18 protein-coding genes and 1 pseudogene are annotated in these 20,874 nt (G+C 31.4%); 8 read left to right on the forward strand and 11 right to left on the reverse strand.

All coding sequences use genetic code 11. The features are described from left to right. Positions 1 to 428, forward strand: a pseudogene (locus ACHZC3_RS11565) (hypothetical protein); the annotation flags it as partial. Here the strand turns inward: ACHZC3_RS11565 and recJ are convergent. Further along, a complete protein-coding gene (gene recJ / locus ACHZC3_RS11570; RefSeq protein ID WP_394760011.1) occupies positions 420 to 2,108 on the reverse strand; it encodes a single-stranded-DNA-specific exonuclease RecJ in 1,689 nt (562 codons plus the stop codon). The pseudogene ACHZC3_RS11565 and the gene recJ overlap by 9 nt on opposite strands. A gap of 132 nt (positions 2,109 to 2,240) precedes the next feature. On the opposite strand from recJ, the gene ade reads away from it, so the two are divergent. Next, positions 2,241 to 3,875 carry an adenine deaminase gene (ade, locus tag ACHZC3_RS11575; RefSeq protein WP_394760012.1) on the forward strand — a complete coding sequence of 545 codons (1,635 nt, stop codon included), beginning with the start codon at positions 2,241 to 2,243 and terminating at the stop codon, positions 3,873 to 3,875. Here the strand turns inward: ade and ACHZC3_RS11580 are convergent, their stop codons facing one another. From ACHZC3_RS11580 to ACHZC3_RS11595, 4 genes are read right to left on the reverse strand one after another with little or no spacing between them, the layout of a single operon-like run. Further along, the gene (locus tag ACHZC3_RS11580) at positions 3,876 to 4,715 is read right to left on the reverse strand and encodes a DUF4886 domain-containing protein (protein WP_394760013.1); all 840 of its coding nucleotides are present in this window, start codon (positions 4,713 to 4,715) and stop codon (positions 3,876 to 3,878) included. A gap of 13 nt (positions 4,716 to 4,728) precedes the next feature. Further along, positions 4,729 to 5,067, reverse strand: a complete 339-nt coding sequence (locus tag ACHZC3_RS11585; protein ID WP_394760014.1) for a HopJ type III effector protein — start codon at positions 5,065 to 5,067, stop codon at positions 4,729 to 4,731. 3 nt (positions 5,068 to 5,070) lie between these two features. Further along, entirely contained in the window at positions 5,071 to 5,784 is a 714-nt protein-coding gene (gene rsmI / locus ACHZC3_RS11590; protein WP_394760015.1) for a 16S rRNA (cytidine(1402)-2'-O)-methyltransferase, read from the reverse strand. Then, the gene (locus ACHZC3_RS11595; protein WP_394760016.1) at positions 5,785 to 6,651 is read right to left on the reverse strand and encodes a hypothetical protein; all 867 of its coding nucleotides are present in this window, start codon (positions 6,649 to 6,651) and stop codon (positions 5,785 to 5,787) included. It abuts the gene before it with no gap. 101 nt (positions 6,652 to 6,752) lie between these two features. Between ACHZC3_RS11595 and ACHZC3_RS11600 the strand changes: the two genes are divergently transcribed. The 6 genes from ACHZC3_RS11600 to ACHZC3_RS11625 all read left to right on the forward strand — a co-directional run bounded on the left by ACHZC3_RS11600 (position 6,753) and on the right by ACHZC3_RS11625 (position 14,138). Beyond that, positions 6,753 to 7,373: a thymidine kinase gene (locus ACHZC3_RS11600; protein WP_348074487.1), complete on the forward strand. Its 621-nt coding sequence runs from the start codon at positions 6,753 to 6,755 to the stop codon at positions 7,371 to 7,373. A 9-nt stretch (positions 7,374 to 7,382) separates the two neighbouring features. Continuing rightward, positions 7,383 to 9,827, forward strand: coding sequence for a bifunctional UDP-N-acetylmuramoyl-tripeptide:D-alanyl-D-alanine ligase/alanine racemase (locus ACHZC3_RS11605; RefSeq protein WP_394760017.1), 2,445 nt, complete (start codon positions 7,383 to 7,385; stop codon positions 9,825 to 9,827). Between the two features lie 83 nt (positions 9,828 to 9,910). Further along, positions 9,911 to 10,327 (forward strand): large conductance mechanosensitive channel protein MscL, encoded by a 417-nt coding sequence (gene mscL, locus ACHZC3_RS11610; RefSeq protein WP_394760018.1) that lies wholly within the window; start codon positions 9,911 to 9,913, stop codon positions 10,325 to 10,327. 125 nt (positions 10,328 to 10,452) lie between these two features. Beyond that, on the forward strand, positions 10,453 to 11,442 hold the full coding sequence (locus ACHZC3_RS11615; protein WP_394760019.1) for an aspartate-semialdehyde dehydrogenase: 990 nt from the start codon (positions 10,453 to 10,455) through the stop codon (positions 11,440 to 11,442). Positions 11,443 to 11,510: 68 nt separating this feature from the next. Beyond that, entirely contained in the window at positions 11,511 to 11,861 is a 351-nt protein-coding gene (locus ACHZC3_RS11620) for a hypothetical protein (protein WP_394760020.1), read from the forward strand. A gap of 72 nt (positions 11,862 to 11,933) precedes the next feature. After that, positions 11,934 to 14,138 (forward strand): TonB-dependent receptor domain-containing protein, encoded by a 2,205-nt coding sequence (locus tag ACHZC3_RS11625; protein WP_394760021.1) that lies wholly within the window; start codon positions 11,934 to 11,936, stop codon positions 14,136 to 14,138. 72 nt (positions 14,139 to 14,210) lie between these two features. On the opposite strand, the gene ACHZC3_RS11630 is transcribed toward ACHZC3_RS11625, so the two are convergent. The 6 genes from ACHZC3_RS11630 to ACHZC3_RS11655 all read right to left on the reverse strand — a co-directional run. Next, positions 14,211 to 14,831, reverse strand: coding sequence for a hypothetical protein (locus tag ACHZC3_RS11630; RefSeq protein WP_394760022.1), 621 nt, complete (start codon positions 14,829 to 14,831; stop codon positions 14,211 to 14,213). 79 nt (positions 14,832 to 14,910) lie between these two features. Further along, complete coding sequence (locus ACHZC3_RS11635) at positions 14,911 to 15,279, reverse strand: methylglyoxal synthase (RefSeq protein WP_394760023.1); 369 nt, start codon at positions 15,277 to 15,279, stop codon at positions 14,911 to 14,913. 3 nt (positions 15,280 to 15,282) lie between these two features. Beyond that, on the reverse strand, positions 15,283 to 16,134 hold the full coding sequence (locus tag ACHZC3_RS11640) for a BadF/BadG/BcrA/BcrD ATPase family protein (protein ID WP_394760024.1): 852 nt from the start codon (positions 16,132 to 16,134) through the stop codon (positions 15,283 to 15,285). A 218-nt stretch (positions 16,135 to 16,352) separates the two neighbouring features. After that, on the reverse strand, positions 16,353 to 17,357 hold the full coding sequence (gap, locus tag ACHZC3_RS11645; protein ID WP_394760025.1) for a type I glyceraldehyde-3-phosphate dehydrogenase: 1,005 nt from the start codon (positions 17,355 to 17,357) through the stop codon (positions 16,353 to 16,355). 32 nt (positions 17,358 to 17,389) lie between these two features. Continuing rightward, positions 17,390 to 18,376 carry a 6-phosphofructokinase gene (gene pfkA / locus ACHZC3_RS11650; protein ID WP_394760026.1) on the reverse strand — a complete coding sequence of 329 codons (987 nt, stop codon included), beginning with the start codon at positions 18,374 to 18,376 and terminating at the stop codon, positions 17,390 to 17,392. Between the two features lie 125 nt (positions 18,377 to 18,501). Further along, on the reverse strand, positions 18,502 to 20,874 hold a 2,373-nt coding region (locus ACHZC3_RS11655; protein WP_394760027.1), incomplete at its 5' end, for a translocation/assembly module TamB domain-containing protein.

The raw sequence follows: 20,874 nt of genomic DNA on the forward strand, positions 1-20,874 counted from the left end.
GACGATCTAATAGTTCAGATGGCCAAATTTCTAAAAATTTAGGTAATTTTGATGCTTGGGTAATTCATATCAACGATCACGGAATGCTTTTATGGGATAAATCATTCGGTGGAAACGAATTTGATTCTTCGTCATCGATCAAGAAATCTAAAAACAATCAATTTATAGTTCTTGGAAATACACGAAGTACAATTCCTGAGAATATAAATAAAGGCGAAAATGATTATTGGATTTTTAAAATTGATAACCTGCCAAATAGTAAGATATATTGGCAAAAAACATATGGTGGTCAAAATATCGACATTGCTACCGATTTTGTCGAAACCAATACAAATGAATTTGTAATTGCTGGAGAATCGCAAAGTAATTTGTCTGATGTACCAAGTAACAGAGGATTAAATGATTTATGGTTAATTAAATTAAATTAAATCTCGTAAGCGTAGTTGCAAAGTTACCTTTCCGTTCCATTCGTTTTCATCTATGCAATATACTGCTTCAAATGGTTTTTTGTTGGATAAACAATCTATTTTTTGTGCTAAATTAAAACCAATTGCAGCAAAACCTTCACTATTATCTTGTTTTACAAACAATCGCAAATGTTCTTCATCTTTACCTAGAGTTTTAGCATAACCTGTATCTTTTATATTTTTTGAAATAAAAACAGGTGTCATGTTTTGTGGTCCAAATGGTTCAAACTGTTTTAAAATTCGAACTAGTTTTTCATCTATATCAGATAAATGAATTTCAGCATCAATAGCAATTTCAGGAATAAGCAAATCTGGATGAATACTGTTTTTTACAACTTCTTCAAATTTATTTTTAAAAGCTTCGTAATTTTCTTCTTTTAGAGTCATTCCTGCGGCATACATATGTCCGCCAAATTGTTCTAGATATTCCGCACTAGATTCTAATGCATTATAAATATCAAAATCTTTGACAGAACGTGCCGAGGCAGCTAATTTATCGCCACTTTTTGTAAAAACAATCGTTGGTTTATAATGTGTTTCTATTAATCTGGAAGCTACAATTCCGATAACTCCTTTGTGCCAATCTTCCTGATAAACAACTGTTGTAAAGTTATTACTTTCATCGTTTGTTTCAATTTGAACCAATGCTTCTTGAGTGATTTGTTTGTCTAAATCTTTCCTGTCGGCATTAAAAATTTCTATTTGTGAAGCAAATTCTTGTGCTTGTTCCAAATCAAATTCTGTTAATAATTCGACAGCATAATTACCATGTTTTATTCTTCCTGCAGCATTTATTCTCGGTGCAATAATAAAAACCACGTCGGTAATAGTAAGAACTTGCTTCTTTATGTTTTGTACTAAAGCCTGAATTCCTGGTCTTGGATTTGTATTAATTACTTCCAATCCAAATTTTGCTAAAACTCTATTTTCACCCGTCATTGGAACAATATCGGCAGCAATGGCTGTCGCTACTAAATCTAAATACGGAATAAAATCTTCTATTGTTTGGTTTCGGTTTTGACCCAAAGCCTGTATTAATTTAAAACCAACGCCACAACCACAAAGTTCATCATAGGGATAACTGCAATCGGCACGTTTTGGATCTAAAACGGCAACAGCATCGGGCAAAAAATCACCTGGTCGATGGTGATCACAAATAATAAAATCGATGTTTCGTTCTTTGGCATAAACCACATGATCTATCGATTTTATTCCACAATCTAATGCAATAATAAGTGTAATACTGTTGTCATCGGCATAATCTATTCCTTTGTAGGATATCCCGTAACCTTCGTCATAACGATCTGGGATATATGTAGCTACATTTTTGTAATAGGATTTTAAATACGAAGAAACCAATGAAACTGCGGTGGTACCATCGACATCGTAATCTCCAAAAACCATGATGTTTTCGTTGTTTACAATTGCTTTTTCAATTCTTTCGACCGCTTTATCCATATCTTTCATCAAATAGGGATTGTGCAAATCATCTAAACTAGGACGAAAAAATGCTTTGGCTTCATCGTACGTTTCAATTCCACGTTGAATTAACAAGGAAGCTACAAAATTTTCAATATTCAAGGCTTGCGCCAAATGTTTGACTTTTTCTTCAGCAGGTTTTGGCTTGATTGTCCAGCGCATAGTTAATTACGGATTAGAAATTACATTTATCGTCATATATAAAACAAATTTAGATTAAAACATCGAATAATAAAGCGACAAAAATAAAAAATGGTATTACTTTTGACTTTTACTTTATATAAAATAAAACAAATGCAAATTCAAGGACAAATCGTAGATATAGTGAAAAAACGAATTTTTTCAGGTGAAATAACTGTTGAAAACGGTAAGATTATTTCCATAGTAGAAAAAAATCATGACGCAAAAAACTATATCCTTCCAGGATTTATTGATGCACATATTCATATCGAAAGTTCGATGCTTGTTCCTTCTGAATTTGCAAAAATTGCTGTACTTCACGGAACAGTTGCTACCATTTCTGATCCGCACGAAATTGCCAATGTATTGGGAAAAGAAGGTGTTTATTATATGATTGAAAACGGGAAAAAAGTACCGCTGAAATTTCATTTTGGTGCGCCATCTTGTGTTCCCGCAACCGCTTTTGAAACTGCCGGTGCGATTATCGATTCTGAAGAGATTAAAGAATTGATGGCTTCTCCAGATATTTATTATTTGTCGGAAATGATGAATTATCCCGGAGTTTTGTTTGATGATGAAGAAGTTTTAAAGAAAATTGCTTGGGCAAAACATTTCGGCAAACCTGTTGATGGTCACGCGCCAGGATTGCGAGGAGAACCTATCAAAAAATATATTTCGGCAGGAATTACAACCGATCATGAGTGCTTTACTTATGACGAAGCGAAAGAGAAATTGTCTCTTGGTATGAAAGTTATTATTCGGGAAGGAAGTGCTGCAAAAAACTTTGAAGCCTTGATCGATTTACTTCCAGAAAATTACGAAAATATGATGTTTTGTTCAGATGACAAACATCCAGATGATTTGATTTTAGGACATATTAATTTACTTTGTGCCAGAGCTGTTGCTAAAGGAATTAATATTTTCAAAATCTTGCAAGTGGCTTGCGTAAATTCAGTTCATCATTACAAAATGAAGGTTGGTTTGTTGAAAGAAAATGATGCTGCCGATTTTATTGTTGTAGAAGATTTAATAAATTTCAAAGTCAATAAAACCTACATCAATGGTGAGTTGGTTGCCGAAAATGGACAATCGTTTGTAAAACATGTTGATTTTGAAACACCCAATAACTTTAATATTACCGAAAAGGAAATTAGTGATTTCGAAATTCCAAGTTCAGCATCCAAAATTAGAGTTATTGAAGCTTTGGAAGGACAACTAATTACAAATGAAATTCATCATAATTCACTTATAGAAAACGGAAAACTAGTTTCAGATATTGATAATGACATACTGAAAATGGCAGTTGTAAACCGATATTACAATACCAAACCAGCAGTAGCATTTATAAAGAATTTTGGCTTAAAAAAAGGAGCAATTGCAAGTTCTGTAGCACATGATTGCCATAATATTGTGGTAGTAGGAACATCGGACGAAGAGATTTGCAATGCTGTTAATTTAATTATAAAAAATACTGGCGGAATTTGTGCTGTAAATGGTACTCAAAATAAATCATTAGCCTTGCCTGTTGCAGGAATTATGAGTGATAAAGATGGTTGGGAAACCGGAAAATTATACCAAGAAATAGATGCCATGGCAAAAGATTTAGGCAGTAATCTAAAAGCACCATTTATGACACTTTCGTTTATGGCACTTCTGGTAATTCCTGATTTAAAATTATCTGACAAAGGATTGTTTAGCGGAAATACTTTTTCGTTTGTGGATTTGGAAGTGGATTTGGAAGTGGAGTAGTTAACTAGCCATTTTTTTTAATATTTTAGAATCTTTAAAGTTTAAATTTCCATAGTATTTTAATTTTGAAGGTTTACTGTTAGTCAGAATTTTATAAAAAATACAAGCACTAAAAAACGAACCCGCTTCAGATGGATGACCATCAGCTTCATATAATTTAATTTTAGGATATTCAGTTTGGACTTTATAATTTAAATTACAATGATTTGTTGAAATTAAGCTATTTTCTTTTGCAATTTTATAAAATGTTTCATTGAGTATTTTCATATCTTCTTCGATATTTTGAACATCTACGGAACAAAATTTATCTTTGTCTCCTAAAACATATTTAAAATTCATTTTTGGAACACATACTTTTTTTATTGGATATTTTATATATGATACTGAAGTGGTGAAGAGTATAAATTTACAATCAGGGTTATTTGTTAGTTGTTTAATTCTTTTAATAGATGGATTAACAATTTCATCAACAACTTCAGGGAAGTAAAGATATCCTGGATTTTCTTGCAAAATTACAATATCCCATTTTTTTTCAGATAATTTTTTCTCAGTTTCTGTAATTTCTCCTAGTTCTTTATTTCTAGTAGAAATATCATCTCCATCTCTTTTAAAAATAATATCATTCAAATGACTGTCAAGTGCCATTCCTGGAAATGTTGATTGTTCAATGTTATAATTTGGATTGGACTCATCCAACATTTCTTGAAGTATTTTAGGCATATCATGATAATAAGTCAGACTATTTCCAATAAATAAAACATTTATTTTTTCTTTATTTATTTCAGATTTTGAATTGAAACCAAACAGGAAAACAAGAAATATGAATATTGAGTTTCTCATAAACGAATTGTTTTTATACTAAAGCTTTCCCTTCAAATTGAATCCCATCCCAGCCCGTTTTCATAAAATTACGGATGTTTTGATGATTTGAATCTTCTGGATTACCTAAAACTTCTTCAAAATAATAAGATCCAAAACAAGAAAGCATTTGAATTGCAGATAATTTTTGTAATAATCCAAAAGCAAATAATTTACACGAACCTGAATTCTCACCTATATTGTTATATTGAGAACCATTTTGAAAAGCTGTTGGAGTAAAAATATAATTTTGCTCAATAACTGCGATAGTTTCTTCAAAAGTTATATTCTCAGCTGAATTATTTATTTTTTCTATAAAATCTTTTAATTCCATAAACTAATCCTCGTTATCAAATTTGCTTTCTTTTTTTTCTTTTACAGAAATTTTACCACCCACAATAACTACAATTTCCCCTTTTGGTGGTTTGGTTTCAAAATGTTTCAGGACTTCTTCCGCAGTTCCTCGAATGGTTTCTTCGTGCAGTTTAGAGATTTCTCTAGAAACAGAAACAGGTCTTTCGGCACCAAAATACTGAACAAATTCGGCTAATGTTTTTACTAATTTGTGTGGTGAAACATATAAAATCATGGTTCTGGTTTCTTCGGCTAAAGCCAAATAACGGGTTTGACGGCCTTTTTTTTCGGGTAAAAAACCTTCAAAAATAAACTTATCATTAGGAAAACCACTATTTACCAACGCGGGCACAAATGCCGTAGCGCCTGGCAAACAATCGACTTCTATATTATTCTCGACACAAGCACGTGTGAGTAAAAATCCAGGATCGGAAATGGCTGGCGTTCCCGCATCGGAAATAAGTGCTATATTTTCCCCCGTTTGAATGCGTTTTATAATATTCTCGATGGTTTTGTGCTCATTGTGCATGTGATGACTGTGCATATGCGTCGAAATCTCAAAATGCTTTAAGAGTTTTCCACTGGTGCGTGTATCTTCTGCGAGAATCAAATCGACTTCTTTAAGTACACGAATGGCGCGAAAAGTCATGTCTTCGAGATTACCAATTGGAGTTGGAACAAGATATAATTTACCCATTTATACGTATTTACTTGCTACAAATTCCATAAACCTTTCTGCAAATTCTTCTTTTCCTTTCCAATCGTTGTAATCTGGTTTTACCATTTCATCAATAAAATTCTTAGCATCTTCTAGTGAATCGAAAGTCGATATTTGCGAAACTACTCGATTAAAATCTTCCGTACTTCCATCAAATAATTGTTTTTCGAAAGCCAATTTATCATTCAAACCAATATTTACAATTTTATTAAGTTTATCATTAAGATTTGTTGCTGGTTTTGATTCTGCTTTTTCAAAAATAATTTCTTTTTTTTCAGGAATATCTATAAATTTTGTTTCAACTTTAACTTCTGAAGTCGTTTTTTCTTCAATCTTATCCTCAATAATTTTAGAAATCTCTTCTGAAATTATACTTTCTTTTGTTTTTTCAACTGTATTTACCCTTTCAAAAACAGGTTCTGCTCCTACTTCACTAAGTAAATCATCAATAGAAATTTGTTTTTTTTCTGGTTTAGGAATTTCAATAATTGGAGTTTCAAATTCGACTTTAGCTTCTTCTATTGTTGGATTTTCTTCTTCTACAATAGTTTTTTCTGCTATAATTTCTTCATTTATGTCGTGAACAATTACAAAATCTTCTTCTTTATGTTTTGTTTCAGTTATTTTTTGATTAAAATCGAATGCTTTTTCAACTATAACTTCTATATCATGTAACCCAATTGTAGGTTTTGTTTCGCTAAAATGCTCTTCTACAAATAATAAAACTGATAGTTTTTCGTATAATTTTTGAGTTTCATGATGCAATTCACGAACATCTTCTTTATGTTTTAGTTGCAAAATTCGGTGTGCAATGCTAATTAATTCGGCTTCTAACTTTTTTTTCATAACTTTTACTATTATACTCGATAAAGCTTTTCTTTTTTAATAAATTTGTTCTGTTACAAAGTAATAAAAACTATTCATTTTTATCGTCATAAAAATAAAAAATGTTTCTCGAAAATACAGTAAATCATAAAGAGCAGTTTGGTTGGATTGAAGTTATTTGCGGATCAATGTTTTCGGGTAAAACCGAAGAATTAATACGTAGATTAAAAAGAGCACAATTTGCCAAACAAAAGGTCGAAATTTTTAAACCATCAATCGATACTCGATATGATGAAGAAATGGTCGTTTCACATAACAAAAATGAAATTCGCTCTACTCCTGTTCCTGCTGCAGCAAATATTGCTATTTTAGCTCAAGGTTGTGATGTTGTAGGAATTGATGAAGCACAATTTTTTGATGATGAGATTGTCAAAATTTGTAATGATCTTGCCAATTCTGGCATTCGAGTTATTGTTGCGGGATTGGATATGGATTTTAAAGGAAATCCTTTTGGTCCCATGCCAGCACTTATGGCAACTGCCGAATATGTTACAAAAGTACATGCTGTATGCACTCGCACGGGAAATCTTGCCAATTATAGTTTTCGTAAAACCGATAATGACAAACTTGTTATGCTTGGTGAAACCGAAGAATATGAGCCATTGAGTCGTGCGGCATATTATAATGCGATGAGAGAAAATATGATTGTAAAAGATGCTGAACATTTATCAAAAGAAAAATAATTAGACCAATTGACGATATCCATAAACAATATAATTCCAATTCTAAATGCCGATTATCATGGCATTGAGACAGATATTCATATCAATAATATTTCTATAGACAGTCGATCTTTACAAAATAACGAGAATACTTTATTTTTTGCGATAGTTGGTCCTAACAATGATGCTCATATTTATATTGGAGATTTAATTTCTAAAGGCGTAAAGAACTTTGTAGTAAGTTATGTACCTAAAAGATTAAATGATAAAGCCAATTTTATAATTGTCGAAAACACACTTGTTGCATTACAAAAATTTGCTAGTTATTATCGTAATTTATTCCATTTTCCAATAATAGGAATTACAGGAAGCAACGGAAAAACTATTGTAAAAGAATGGCTAAATTTTCTGCTAAGTCCTGACTATAATATAATTAGAAGTCCAAAAAGTTATAATTCTCAAGTTGGCGTTCCGCTTTCGGTTATAGGAATTAATGAAAACCATAATTTAGGTATTTTTGAAGCAGGAATTTCTACCAAAGGTGAAATGGAAAATCTTCAAAAAATTATTCAACCCACTATTGGAATTCTAACCAATATTGGAACTGCTCACGATGAAGGTTTTGCTGATATTTCTGAGAAAATAAAAGAAAAATTAAAGCTATTTCCTAATGTTGAAGTTTTAATTCTCAATAAAAATAAAACCATTGAAGCGTTTATAAAATCAGATATAAAAACCTTTACTTGGAGTACAAACGATAAGTCAGCCGATGTTTTTTTTCAGAAGAAAACCTTTGAAGATTATTCGATTTTGAATATCACAAATGAGGGTAAATGTTTTAAAATAAAAATTCCTTTTACCGACGAAGCTTCACTAGAAAATAGTATGCATTGCATCTTGACAATGTTGTATTTAAAATATGATTTGGATACAATTGAAAGTCGAGTAAGTCAATTATTTCCTGTCGAAATGCGATTGAAAGTAAAAAGCGGAATTAATAATTCAACTTTAATTGATGATAGTTATAGCGCTGATTTTCAATCTTTAAAAATTGCTTTAGATTTTCTTGAAAATCAAAAACAACACTTAAAGAAAACACTTATTTTATCTGATATTTTTCAGTCAGGATTAGAAAACGAAGAATTGTATGCTCGAGTTTCTCAGCTTATTATTTCAAATAAAATAAATCGTGTAATTTGTATTGGTGAGGTAATTTCAAAATATAAGAATAAGTTTCTCAATGCTATTTCTTATGTTTCAACACAAGATTTTATTGCCGATTTTGAAAATTTAGATTTTACAAACGAAACCATTTTAATAAAAGGATCAAGACAATTTGAATTCGAAAAAATCGTAACCTTGCTCGAGGAAAAAACACATGAAACAGTATTAGAAATTAACCTAAATGCCATAAGTCATAATTTAAATTACTACAAATCGAAGCTAAATCCGGAAACCAAAATTATGGTTATGGTAAAAGCTTTTGGTTATGGAAGTGGCGGATTCGAAATCGCAAAATTATTAGCACATCATAAAGTAGATTACCTTGGTGTGGCTTTCGCCGATGAAGGAATTGAACTCAGAAAAGCTGGAATAGAATTACCAATAATGGTTCTAAATCCTGAAATGACAAGCTTTCCGTCGATGATACAATATAATTTAGAACCTGAAATTTATGGCATTAGAGGATTAAAAGCATTTATAAAAATTACGGAACAAAAAGAACTCACCAATTATCCCATACATATTAAGATAAATACAGGTATGAATCGTTTGGGTTTTGATAATGAAATTATCCCCGAACTCATTACTATTCTCCAAAAAAACAATTCAGTTCAAGTAAAAAGTATTTTATCACATTTAGCCGCTAGTGATGATTTAAAATATGATGATTTTACCAAAAAACAAATTTCAGATTTTGATACAATATCAAGTAAAATTACTCGAGAATTAAAAATAAATCCTATTCGTCATATTTCAAACACTTCAGGAATAAGTAATTATCCGCAAGCACAATTTGACATGGTTCGATTAGGAATTGGTTTATACGGAGTTTCTAATGATGAGAATGAAACTCATGAACTTGAAAATGTTGGAACATTAAAATCAATAATTTCACAAATACGAACTTTAAATATTGGAGAAAGCGTCGGTTATAATCGTCGATTTATGGTAGAAAAACCAACAAAAATTGCCACAATTCCTATAGGCTATGCTGATGGAATTTCTCGTGCTTGGGGAAATGGAGTCGGTTATGTTCTAATTAATAATCAAAAAGCTCCTATTGTTGGAAGTATTTGTATGGATATGCTCATGGTTGATGCTACTGACATTAATTGTTTCGAAGGAAATGAAGTGATAATTTTTGGTAAAAACCCATCGGTAACAACCATTGCAAGAGCAACAAACACAATTCCTTATGAAATATTAACTAGTATTTCTAGCAGAGTAAAACGAGTTTTTTATCGAGAATAATTACAAAAAATTTGGTTTTAATCTAAATAAAATGTTAAATTAGATTTTTATTAAAAATTAATTAACCTAAAAACAAACAAATTATGGGATTTTTTGGAGATTTTAAAGCATCTTTAATGAAAGGTGATGTATTAAGTTTAGCAACTGCGGTTGTTATTGGTGGGGCTTTTGGTAAAATTGTTGGCTCAGCAGTTGATGATATTATTATGCCTATTGTAGGAGTATTAACTGGCGGAGTAGATTTTACAACTAAATTTATTGCACTAAACGGGCAAAGTTATGCCGATTTAGCAGCTGCAAAAACTGCAGGTGCTGCGTGTTTAACTTATGGTAATTTAGTTCAAGCAGTAATTAACTTCGTTATTATTTCGTTGTTCATATTTGTAATTTTAAGAGCTGCCGAAAAAGCAAAAAAGAAAGAAGAAGCTGCTCCTGCTGCACCAGCTGGACCATCTCAAGAAGAATTATTGACACAAATTAGAGATTTATTGAAAAAATAATTTCCGCTACACACATATTCTAACTAAACCGTTTCTTAATTGAGGCGGTTTTTCTTTTTTAGTAGTTTTTTAAAAATCAATTCAATATTTATTACTTTTGTATTTCCAAAATTAAAATAAATAATATGAGAATTGCAGTTGTTGGTGCAACCGGAATGGTTGGCGAAGTAATGCTTCAAGTTTTAGCCGAAAGAAATTTTCCTGTAACCGAATTGATTCCTGTTGCTTCAGAGCGATCTGTAGGAAAAGAAATAGAATTTAAAGGAGCAAAATATAAAGTAGTAGGAATGCAAACCGCGGTAGATATGAAAGCCGATATTGCTTTGTTTTCTGCTGGTGGCGAAACATCTTTAGAATGGGCCCCGAAATTTGCCGCAGCTGGTACAACGGTAATAGATAATTCATCAGCTTGGAGAATGGATCCAACTAAAAAACTGGTTGTTCCAGAAATAAATGCTTCCATATTAACAAAAGAAGACAAAATTATTCCAAATGCTAACTGTTCGACTATTCAGTTAGTAATGGTTTTAGCACCATTACATAAAAAATACAATATCAAGCGAGTTATTGTTTCTACTTACCAATCTATTACAGGAACTGGGGTAAAAGCAGTACAACAATTAGAAAACGAATACGCTGGAATTTCTGGAGAAATGGCTTATAAATATCCTATTCACAGAAATGCCATTCCGCAATGCGATAGTTTTGAAGACAATGGTTATACCAAAGAAGAAATGAAACTGGTTCGTGAAACTCAAAAAATATTAGACGATAGAACTATTGCCGTTACAGCTACTGCCGTTCGTGTGCCTATTGTTGGTGGACATAGCGAAGCCGTAAATGTTGAGTTTTCTAATGATTTTGATGTTAATGAAGTTCGCCAACTTTTGCACAACACTCCAGGAGTTGTAGTGCAAGATAACAATGACACTTACACGTATCCAATGCCTATGTATGCGCAAGGAAAAGATGATGTTTTTGTAGGAAGAATTCGTCGTGACGAGAGCCAACCTAACTCACTAAATATGTGGATTGTAGCTGATAATCTTCGTAAAGGTGCTGCTACAAATACGGTTCAAATTGCTGAATATTTAGTAAAGAATAGTTTAGTGTAAACCGCTATCTTAAAAAGAAATCTGTTAAATCAATCTTTTAACGGATTTCTTTTTTACATTTGTTTCACATGAAAAAGAAATTTGTCATCATAAATTCATTATTAGCGATTGTAGTATTGTTTTCTATACTATTTCAATCGGTACATAGTTATGAGCATTTGGTAAAGCAAATTTCTGAAAAACATTGCCATCATAAACCTACTTCTGGTTCTCAAATTACACATCAGCATCATAGTTTTGATCATTGTTTTGTTTGTAATTTTACTTTAGGGAGTTTTATTTCTTCTAGTATTTCTCATTTTCAATTTATAAAAAACCAAATTTCTACCGGATATTCTTTTTTATATTCTAAAGAAATAACCAACTTTTTTAAAGGGAGCCTTTTTGCGCTTCGAGCTCCTCCCAGTTTTATCGTTTAATTTATTATTACCGAAATTTTGTTTCAGTGATACAATCAACTTATTTTAAACAATAAAATATCATTTTTTAGTATGAAATCATTTTTAGTTACCCTATTCTTAGGGTTTACGTTATTTTGTAATGCGCAAAATACAATTACGGGTACAATTATAAATCCCGAAAATAAAGTTTTAGAAGGAGTTTTAGTTTCTATTCCTGAATTAAATAAGGAAACGACTTCCGACAGTAATGGAAATTTCTCCTTTTCTGATTTGCCTAACGGAAATTTCAAAATGTCATTTTCGCTTTCTGGATATGAGAACAAAATCATATCTCAGAGATTAAATCAAGAAAATATAATTCTAAATATCATACTTGAAGAAAAAATTAATCATATTGATGAAGTTATTGTTTCTACCATTTTCAACAAAATGCAATCGCAAAATGTCATGAAAGTTGAACACAAAAGCATCAAAGAATTACAACAAAAAGGAGCAGCAACACTAATGGAAGGATTGGCAACTATTCCTGGAGTTTCTCAAGTATCTACAGGAACATCTATAGGAAAACCTGTTATTCGTGGCTTAAGTGGCAATCGAGTTTTGGTTTATACACAAGGTGTTCGTCTAGAAAATCAGCAATTTGGAGAAGAACATGGTTTGGGTCTAAATGACAGCGGAATAGAAAGTGTCGAAGTCATAAAAGGGCCAGCTTCTTTATTATATGGCTCTGATGCTTTGGGTGGCGTTTTGTATTTTAATCCTGAAAAATTTGCTAAACCCAATTCTTATTTGGCAGATTTTAATCAAAAATATTTTTCGAACACTCAAGGAAGTAATACTTCTTTTGGATTAAAATCATCCTTTGAAAATTGGAAATTTTTAATTCGTGGTGGTTATAATAATCATGGAGATTACAAAATGCCCAATGATAGTTTGGTTACCAATACCCGTTTTGAAGAAGCTGATGTAAAAACAGCTTTAGGTTTTAGTAATTCTAAATTTTCTAGTGTTTTACGCTACAATTTGAATAATCTCAATTTAGGAATTCCTGAACAAATAGGTTTACAAACTAGACAAAGAGATCCTGATTTCCCTAGGCAAGGTGTTGTAAATCACATTGTAAGTTTACATAATAATTTTTTCTTCAAAAACTCTAAATTTGATGCTGATTTTGGTTATATCTCCAATAGTCGTAAAGAGTTTGAAGATAGCACAACTCCTATTTTAGATATGAATTTGAATACTTTAAACTATGACTTAAAATATTATTTACCTAAAAAAGGCAAATTAGAAACTATTATTGGTGTACAAGGAATGAGCCAAACCAATGCAAATTCTGGTTTAGAATTACTAATTCCTGACGCTACTACAAATGATATTGGTGCATTGATAACCTCAAATTATGAATGGAAATCGAATGTTGTACAAGCCGGATTTCGCTTTGACACACGAAAAATTAATACCAAAACTAATGGAATTGTAGGAGAAGAAGGTTATTTTGAATCTATAAACAAAAAATTTACTAGTTTTAATGCTTCTTTGGGCTACAAAACAAAATTTACAGATAATTTGTCTTTTAGATTGAATGTTGCATCAGGATTTAGAGCGCCAAACTTAGCAGAACTAACTTCTAACGGAGTACATGAAGGAAGTAATCGTTACGAAATTGGAAATTCAAACTTAAAAAGTGAACAAAATATTCAAACTGATTTGAATTTAGAATATGGAAATTCTCATTTTGAATTCTTTGTTAACGGTTTTTACAATCACATCAACAATTATATCTTTATTTCTCCAAACGGAAATATAATTGATGATAATAATGTTTATGACTATACGCAAGCCAATGCAAAATTATATGGAGGAGAAATGGGAATACATTTTCATCCACATCCATTAGATTGGTTACATTTTACCAGTAGTTTTGAAACCGTTATTGGCCAGAAAGATAATGGAAATTATTTACCTCTTATTCCTGCTAACAAATGGAATTCTACTATTCGTACTGAGTTTAATATTAATCAATTCATGAAAAAAGCATTTGCAACAATTAATGCTGAAAGCATATTTAATCAAAATAATGCCAGCGAATTTGAAACAAAAAGTAACAATTATACTTTAGTAAATATTGGATTTGGAAGTAACGTTACTATCGGAAAATCAAATTTTGACTTATCTTTAAATGGTAATAACTTATTTGATGAAACCTATATATCACACCTATCTCGATTAAAAGCAGATGGAATTCCAAATATTGGAAGAAATATAATTCTTGGAATACATTTTTTATTATAGCTCAAAATAAATAGTAACAAAAAACCCGATAGAAATTAAAAATCTATCGGGTTCTTTTTGATTAAAAAAATACTATTTTCGTTTCTTTTTCGTAGGTTTTACTGGTGCAGATGCATTTGGTTTTACTACTTCATATTTAAGAGAAGTTGCATTGTATGAATATCTTGTTTCAGATGATTTGTCTTTTAAAAAGAAATCTCCTTCTGGCAAAAATGTAAACACATAACCTCCATTGCGCGTTCTTTCTTGAGTTTCCGAAGCATTTTTGAGCTTATCTAAAAATACAGTTTCTTTAATTTTTGTAGCCGTTTGGGTGTTTCCAACCACCAATGTTTTTGTTGCTGGATTCCAAATTTGAGATTCTGTAATTGTAGTCTCTTCTTTTTTAAGTTTTGTTTCAGATACAGATTTTTCGACCCAAGAAACAAGTTGCAATGGCGTTCCTTTTGTTGTAAATGAGGTTATTTTACATTCAAGTGGTGTTACTTTGGAAACATATTTTTTCAATAATAAAGTATCTTTTTTTGCGCCATTTGTTATAAAAAGATAAAAATTATTCTTTGCCATTTCTGCAGAAGCATTCCCGTTTTTTGCAATTACAACATTCGGAACAACTGCTTCAGTCTTCTTTTTCTTCTGACTGTATATACTTCCAAAACAAAGAAGTAAAGTAAATAATGCTATTTTTTTCATAATTTGGGTGTATTTTTTGGTACAGCAATATACAAATTTAATTGAACCATCAAATTAAAAAAACGTTATAAATTCTCTCTTATTTAGAAATAGCATTCAACAATAATTGTGCTGTGGCTTCGTTTGTGGCTAAAGGAACATTATGAACATCGCAGACACGAATAAGCATATTTATATCTACTTCATGCGGGTGACTTGAGTTTGGGTCTTTAAAAAATAAAACCATTTGTGTTTTTCCTTCAGCGACACGAGCTGCAATTTGAGCATCGCCGCCCATAGGTCCAGAAAGCATTTTTGTAACTTGAAAACCAGCATTTTCAGCCTTAGTTCCTGTTGTCCCTGTAGCAATTAAGGAAATGTTTTTTGCGTGTAGAATTGATGTGTTTTTATTTAGAAACTGAACTAAATCAGCTTTCATCCGGTCGTGAGCAATTATAGCAATTTCCATTTATTATTTGTTTAAAACATGGTATTCTATTAAACCATCTATTGGTCGGCGCAATACATTACCTAACTTTATTTCGTGTTTATTTAAAATTTTCTCTAACTCCTCTTTTAAATAAAAAGCAATAGAACCTATAAAATGTACTGGGACTTCTTTGTAATTATCAAACTGCTTGATGTAGTTTTCTACAAAAGATTCCATTTCTTCGTTGATGAAGTTTTGACAAAATTGGGTGTCTTTGTGTTTTATTAAAAATTGGGCAAACGTTGCTAAATATGCGTTTGGATTGGGTTCTTTGTATAAATTATTTTTTACTGGATCTGGCTCTACATTGTAAGTAGTCTCAAACTCTTTTGCTAAATCCGCTGGCATTTTGTTAAAATAATAACCTCTAAGTAAATGTCTTCCGAAGCGATTTCCGGAGCAATCATCCATAACAATGTAACCTAATGATTGTACTTTTTGATGCAGCACATTTCCATCAAAATAACTACAATTTGAACCTGTTCCTAGTATACAAACAATAGCTTTTTCATTTTTAGGTGTTGTGGCATAAACGGCTGCATAAGTATCTTCATGGACCGTTGCTTTTGCATTTGGAAAATAATTTTGAAACACTTCTTTTAAAAAATTTTTCATTCTATCTGTTCCGCAACCTGCACCATAAAAAAACAAGTTAGATACTTGGTTTTTATTATGGGATATATCAAACCTATCTTCAAGACGTTTTATTATTTCTTCTTTTGTTAAAACTTCCGGATTTAATCCTAATGATTGCGTGGTGAAAAGTACTTTCCCGGCTTCATCAATGGCAATCCAATCGGCTTTTGTAGAGCCGCTATCTACGAGTAGTTTCATTTTTCGGTTATTTGTTTATTCGGTTAATCGCTTATTTTAAATATATAGCTTGATTATTTCTATCCCCGATAGAAGCGGTTATCCTTTTTGTTTTTTCTTTAAAAACAAAAAGATAAAAGCGGATAGCGGGACACGAGCTTTTGCGAACTGGCGAAGCAAATAGCTTCAAAAAAAATCCCATTAATACTGAAACTAATGGGAATTAAATATATGGTTTTTTATTTTAAACTAGCAATATGTACTGATAAATCTATTAATTTACTTGAATATCCGTACTCATTATCATACCATGATACAATTTTGAAGAAAGTAGAATTTAATCCAATTCCTGCTTTTGCATCGATTACTGAAGTCATTTTTTCTCCGATAAAATCTTGTGAAACGACATCGTCTTCGGTAAATCCAAGAATACCTTTCATAGAAGTTTCTGAAGCATTTTTTAATACTGACATGATTTCTTCGTAGGTAGTTTCTTTGGCTAATTTTACAGTTAAATCTACTACCGAAACATCGGCAGTTGGAACTCTCATAGACATTCCTGTTAGTTTTCCGTTTAGTTCTGGGATTACTTTTCCAACTGCTTTTGCGGCTCCGGTTGATGCGGGAATGATGTTTAGAAGTGCCGCTCTTCCGCCTCTAAAATCTCTTTTTGAAGGTCCATCGACAGTGTGTTGTGTCGCTGTTGTTGAGTGTATTGTGGTCATTAGACCTTCTACAATTCCGAAATTATCATTGATAACTTTAGCTAATGGTGCTAAGCAATTTGTTGTACACGATGCGTTAGATACAATTGTGTTCGCTGCTGTTGCTTTATTATGGTTTACCCCCATTACAAACATGGGTGCATCAGTTGATGGTGCAGAAATAACTACTTTTTTTGCACCACCGTCAATATGAGCTTGAGCGGTTTCTAAAGTGGTGAAAATTCCTGTGCATTCTGCTACTACATCTACTCCTACTTCATCCCATTTTAATGTTTTTGGGTCTTTTTCGGCAGTTACTCTAATGTGCTTATCGTTTACAAAAAGTTTTCCTTCTTTTACTTCTACTTTTCCTGCAAAACGACCATGAACTGAATCGTATTTTAATAAATAGGCTAAATGATCTACATTTAATAGATCGTTTATAGCAACTACTTCTATATTATCTCTATTATAGGTTTCTCTAAAAACTATTCTTCCTATTCTTCCGAAACCGTTTATTCCTAATTTAACTTTTGCCATTTATTTTTAATTTTTAATTCGTAATTTTTAATTTATGTTGACATGATGTCTGAAACGCGTAATAATTCTTTATCTATTTCTGAGCGCCCTTTTATAGCTTGTTCTAATGGTGTTAAAGTAACTTTATCACAAAGTAGTCCTACCATGTAATTTGATTTTCCTTCTAATAAAGATTCGACTGCTTTTACACCTAATCGAGATGCAAGAACCCTATCGAAACAAGATGGTGCTCCACCACGTTGCATGTGTCCTAGCACTGAAACTCTAACGTCATATTCTGGCAGATTTTCTTCGACATAATCTTTTAGTTCGAAAACATTTTTTCCGATTTTATCACCTTCAGAAACAACAACAATACTTGATGATTTTCCAGATGACTTACTTTTTTCTAGAGATTCTAATAATCTTTCTAAACCTAAATCTTCTTCTGGAACAAGAATTTCTTCTGCCCCTGCTCCTATCCCCGCATTTAGAGCAATATGTCCAGCATCTCTTCCCATAACTTCGACAAAGAAAAGACGATTATGTGAACTAGCGGTATCTCTAATTTTATCGATAGCTTCGACAACCGTGTTTAACGCTGTATCGTAACCTAATGTATGACTGGTGCCAAAAATATCATTATCGATAGTTCCTGGAATTCCCATTACAGGAAAATTAAATTCATTATTAAAAATTTCGGCACCTGTAAAAGTTCCATCACCACCAATGACTACCAAAGCATCAATATTTGCATTTGTAAGATGTTCAAATGATTTTTTGCGTCCTTCAGCCGTCATAAACTCTTTCGATCGAGCAGATTTAAGGATTGTTCCTCCTTTATTAACAATATTATTTACCGATCTTGGTCCCATTTCCTTAAAGTCACCTTCAATCATTCCTTGGTAACCTCTGTAAATGCCTATACATTCTACGTTATAAAAAGCACAAGTACGAACTACTGCTCGTATTGCTGCATTCATTCCTGGCGAATCTCCACCAGAAGTAAGAACTCCTATTTTTTTTATTTTTTTTGACATTAATGCAATAATTGAATTGTAAAATTAACAAAGTAATAATTTGATGGTGATAAAATTTGATTAAATTTAATAACTCAATAAAATTTCAAACGTTTTCGTTAATAAGTTTTTATAAAATTGAACTTTTAATTTAAATCTGGTACCGTTTCTGGAGTTGTTTTAGGTTTTTCGACTGCCTTTTTTGGACGTTGATCTGTAAACTGAATAAATTCTGGAGATAAATCTGAATCTGGAACTTCATCTTTAGATTCTTTTTCTTTTTTCTTTTTATTAGAATTTAGAATTTTTGCCATAAGTTCTTTTAAAGTATTAAAATCGACTTCATAAGAAATTCCAAGTCCTTGCGTATATCCAATTCCTTCTCCTATAAAATTTGTATCGTTTTCACGATTAAAAAATCTTGCATTAAGTGTTCCGTCTTCATTAAGACGCAACTCTATTTCTACATTTCCAACAATTGCAGACTCAGACACACCACCCACAGGAACTCCCACAACTCCATTTATAGTGATTTTGTCACTGATTTTTGTTGAAAGAGTAATACCAACCCGACCATCAGTTTGTGCTTCTAAATTTCTTTTATTCCCTTGTACATAATTCAAACCAACTTTTAGTTTGTCATCTTGATCTGAAAATATATCTTGAAATAAACTATTTGCTTTTTCTAGCAGGTTACCGGTTATTATATTCTCTCCAACACCTTTATCACTTAAAAAACTTCCAGATGATAATAAGGCCATTGCTTGTGTTTGTCTTTTATCTCTATCACTTAATTTATATTCTATTTCAGATTTCAGAATAGAACTTAATGTTGGAAAATTAATAGATATATCAGGAGTAGGACTTGTTAATTTATCTGTAAGTTTTATAACAACTTCTGTTGGAATTTTTTTATTTAAAGATGAGTTTTCTAATAAAACAGCTGGATTTGCACCTGATGGAAGTTTATAAATTGCTTCCATATTTAATGTTGCATTTAGCGGATCACCGTCCCAAGAAATTGAGCCTCCCTTTTTAACGTCAAATTTCTTATCAATAATTCCTCCGTATTTAAAGTTGTAGATACCTTCATATACTTGAAAATCTCCCCACATATTAAATTTTCCAAGTGTATTAATTTCCAATAATAAACTTCCTACTCCTTTACCTTTAAGACCATGACCTGAATTTTTATCTATAATTACTTCTATCCAAGCATCTGGCGTGATATCAAGTTCAAAATTAAGTTCTACACCATTATATGTTTTAGCGTTCTTGCTTTTTGTGTTTGTAACAATATCATCTTTTTTAGATTTAAATTTTATATAATCTCTTTCTGATGTTGCTTCACTATCGCTAATTGGAATTTTTATTGATGTTCCTTTTTCAGATTTTGCATTTACACTAATTACCAATCCACTTATTGGCCCTTTTATGGTTGCATCTCCATCTATAAAAGCGGTACCATAATATATTGCATCTTCTGCATCTTTTGTATCTAATGCAACAATTCTATTTGAAGAAAGATTCAAATCTAAAAGCCAATCACCAAACTTATGATGGCGGATTCCGCCGCTCAAAACACCTTTTGTATCGTATTTTGAATCGTTAATTTTTATATTTCTAAAAGAAAACTGATTTTCAGTTACATCTACAATTGAGTTATTTTCAAAATTATAGTCAACATTTAGGTAAGGAATTTTTAAACCTGCTTTATTTAAATATAACCTTCCCGTAATATCTGGGTTCTCTAATTCGCCTTCAAAACTTGCCGTTCCAGAGACTAAACCACGTATGTTAGATACTACATTACCTCCGAAAGCACCGAAAGGCCCCATATTAAAGCTATTTAGTCGGAGATCTAAATCAAGTAAGGTCTTTTTATTTTCGATAAATATATTCCCATCGGCAGAAAAAGATTCTAATCCGTCATTTTTTAAAACTGAATTAATTTTAAAATTCTTGAAAGTATTATCACCTTGTACATCGATTACTAGTTTTCCTAAGGCAAATTTATTAATATTTAAACTGTCAATAGTTACTGATGCAGTTGGTTCATATATGGATTTATTTTGTTTAAAATTGACTAACCCGTTTACTTTTCCTTTAAACTTCAAACTGTCTACTGAAGGTGTGATTTTTTCTAAATCGATATTTTTGAGCGAAAGTTTCAAATCCTTATAAGTTGAATCTCGCAAAACACCCATAAGCTCCATAGCCTGATTTTTATGAGAAATTGCAATTTTTTCTATTGAGAAATCTGTTAGTTTTTTATTAAAAATGATTTTATTGTCTTTCGATTCATTTTCATTTAAAAACCATAGATAATCTTTAAAATTTACTTCCGATTTTTTGACACCAACCACACTGTTATTATCTTCATTTATAGTGTGATACAAGTTTAAATTATAAAAATCCTCAGCTTTATTGCCTCCTTTAAACTCTGTTCTAAAAAATAAAGTATCATTTGCAGTTACATTTATTAGACTAAAATCAGACACTTTATAATGCTTTGTTTT

It is taken from the genome of Flavobacterium sp., from assembly GCF_043720215.1.
In the GTDB taxonomy this organism is placed as follows: Bacteria; Bacteroidota; Bacteroidia; order Flavobacteriales; family Flavobacteriaceae; genus Flavobacterium.

Coding starts and splice junctions, on each gene's coding strand:
- recJ (WP_394760011.1), bottom strand. CDS start 2,108: ATGCGCTGGACAATCAAGCCAAAACCTGCTGAAGAAAAAGTCAAACAT.
- ade (WP_394760012.1), top strand. CDS start 2,241: ATGCAAATTCAAGGACAAATCGTAGATATAGTGAAAAAACGAATTTTT.
- ACHZC3_RS11580 (WP_394760013.1), bottom strand. CDS start 4,715: ATGAGAAACTCAATATTCATATTTCTTGTTTTCCTGTTTGGTTTCAAT.
- ACHZC3_RS11585 (WP_394760014.1), bottom strand. CDS start 5,067: ATGGAATTAAAAGATTTTATAGAAAAAATAAATAATTCAGCTGAGAAT.
- rsmI (WP_394760015.1), bottom strand. CDS start 5,784: ATGGGTAAATTATATCTTGTTCCAACTCCAATTGGTAATCTCGAAGAC.
- ACHZC3_RS11595 (WP_394760016.1), bottom strand. CDS start 6,651: ATGAAAAAAAAGTTAGAAGCCGAATTAATTAGCATTGCACACCGAATT.
- ACHZC3_RS11600 (WP_348074487.1), top strand. CDS start 6,753: ATGTTTCTCGAAAATACAGTAAATCATAAAGAGCAGTTTGGTTGGATT.
- mscL (WP_394760018.1), top strand. CDS start 9,911: ATGGGATTTTTTGGAGATTTTAAAGCATCTTTAATGAAAGGTGATGTA.
- ACHZC3_RS11615 (WP_394760019.1), top strand. CDS start 10,453: ATGAGAATTGCAGTTGTTGGTGCAACCGGAATGGTTGGCGAAGTAATG.
- ACHZC3_RS11620 (WP_394760020.1), top strand. CDS start 11,511: ATGAAAAAGAAATTTGTCATCATAAATTCATTATTAGCGATTGTAGTA.
- ACHZC3_RS11625 (WP_394760021.1), top strand. CDS start 11,934: ATGAAATCATTTTTAGTTACCCTATTCTTAGGGTTTACGTTATTTTGT.
- ACHZC3_RS11630 (WP_394760022.1), bottom strand. CDS start 14,831: ATGAAAAAAATAGCATTATTTACTTTACTTCTTTGTTTTGGAAGTATA.
- ACHZC3_RS11635 (WP_394760023.1), bottom strand. CDS start 15,279: ATGGAAATTGCTATAATTGCTCACGACCGGATGAAAGCTGATTTAGTT.
- ACHZC3_RS11640 (WP_394760024.1), bottom strand. CDS start 16,134: ATGAAACTACTCGTAGATAGCGGCTCTACAAAAGCCGATTGGATTGCC.
- gap (WP_394760025.1), bottom strand. CDS start 17,357: ATGGCAAAAGTTAAATTAGGAATAAACGGTTTCGGAAGAATAGGAAGA.
- pfkA (WP_394760026.1), bottom strand. CDS start 18,376: ATGTCAAAAAAAATAAAAAAAATAGGAGTTCTTACTTCTGGTGGAGAT.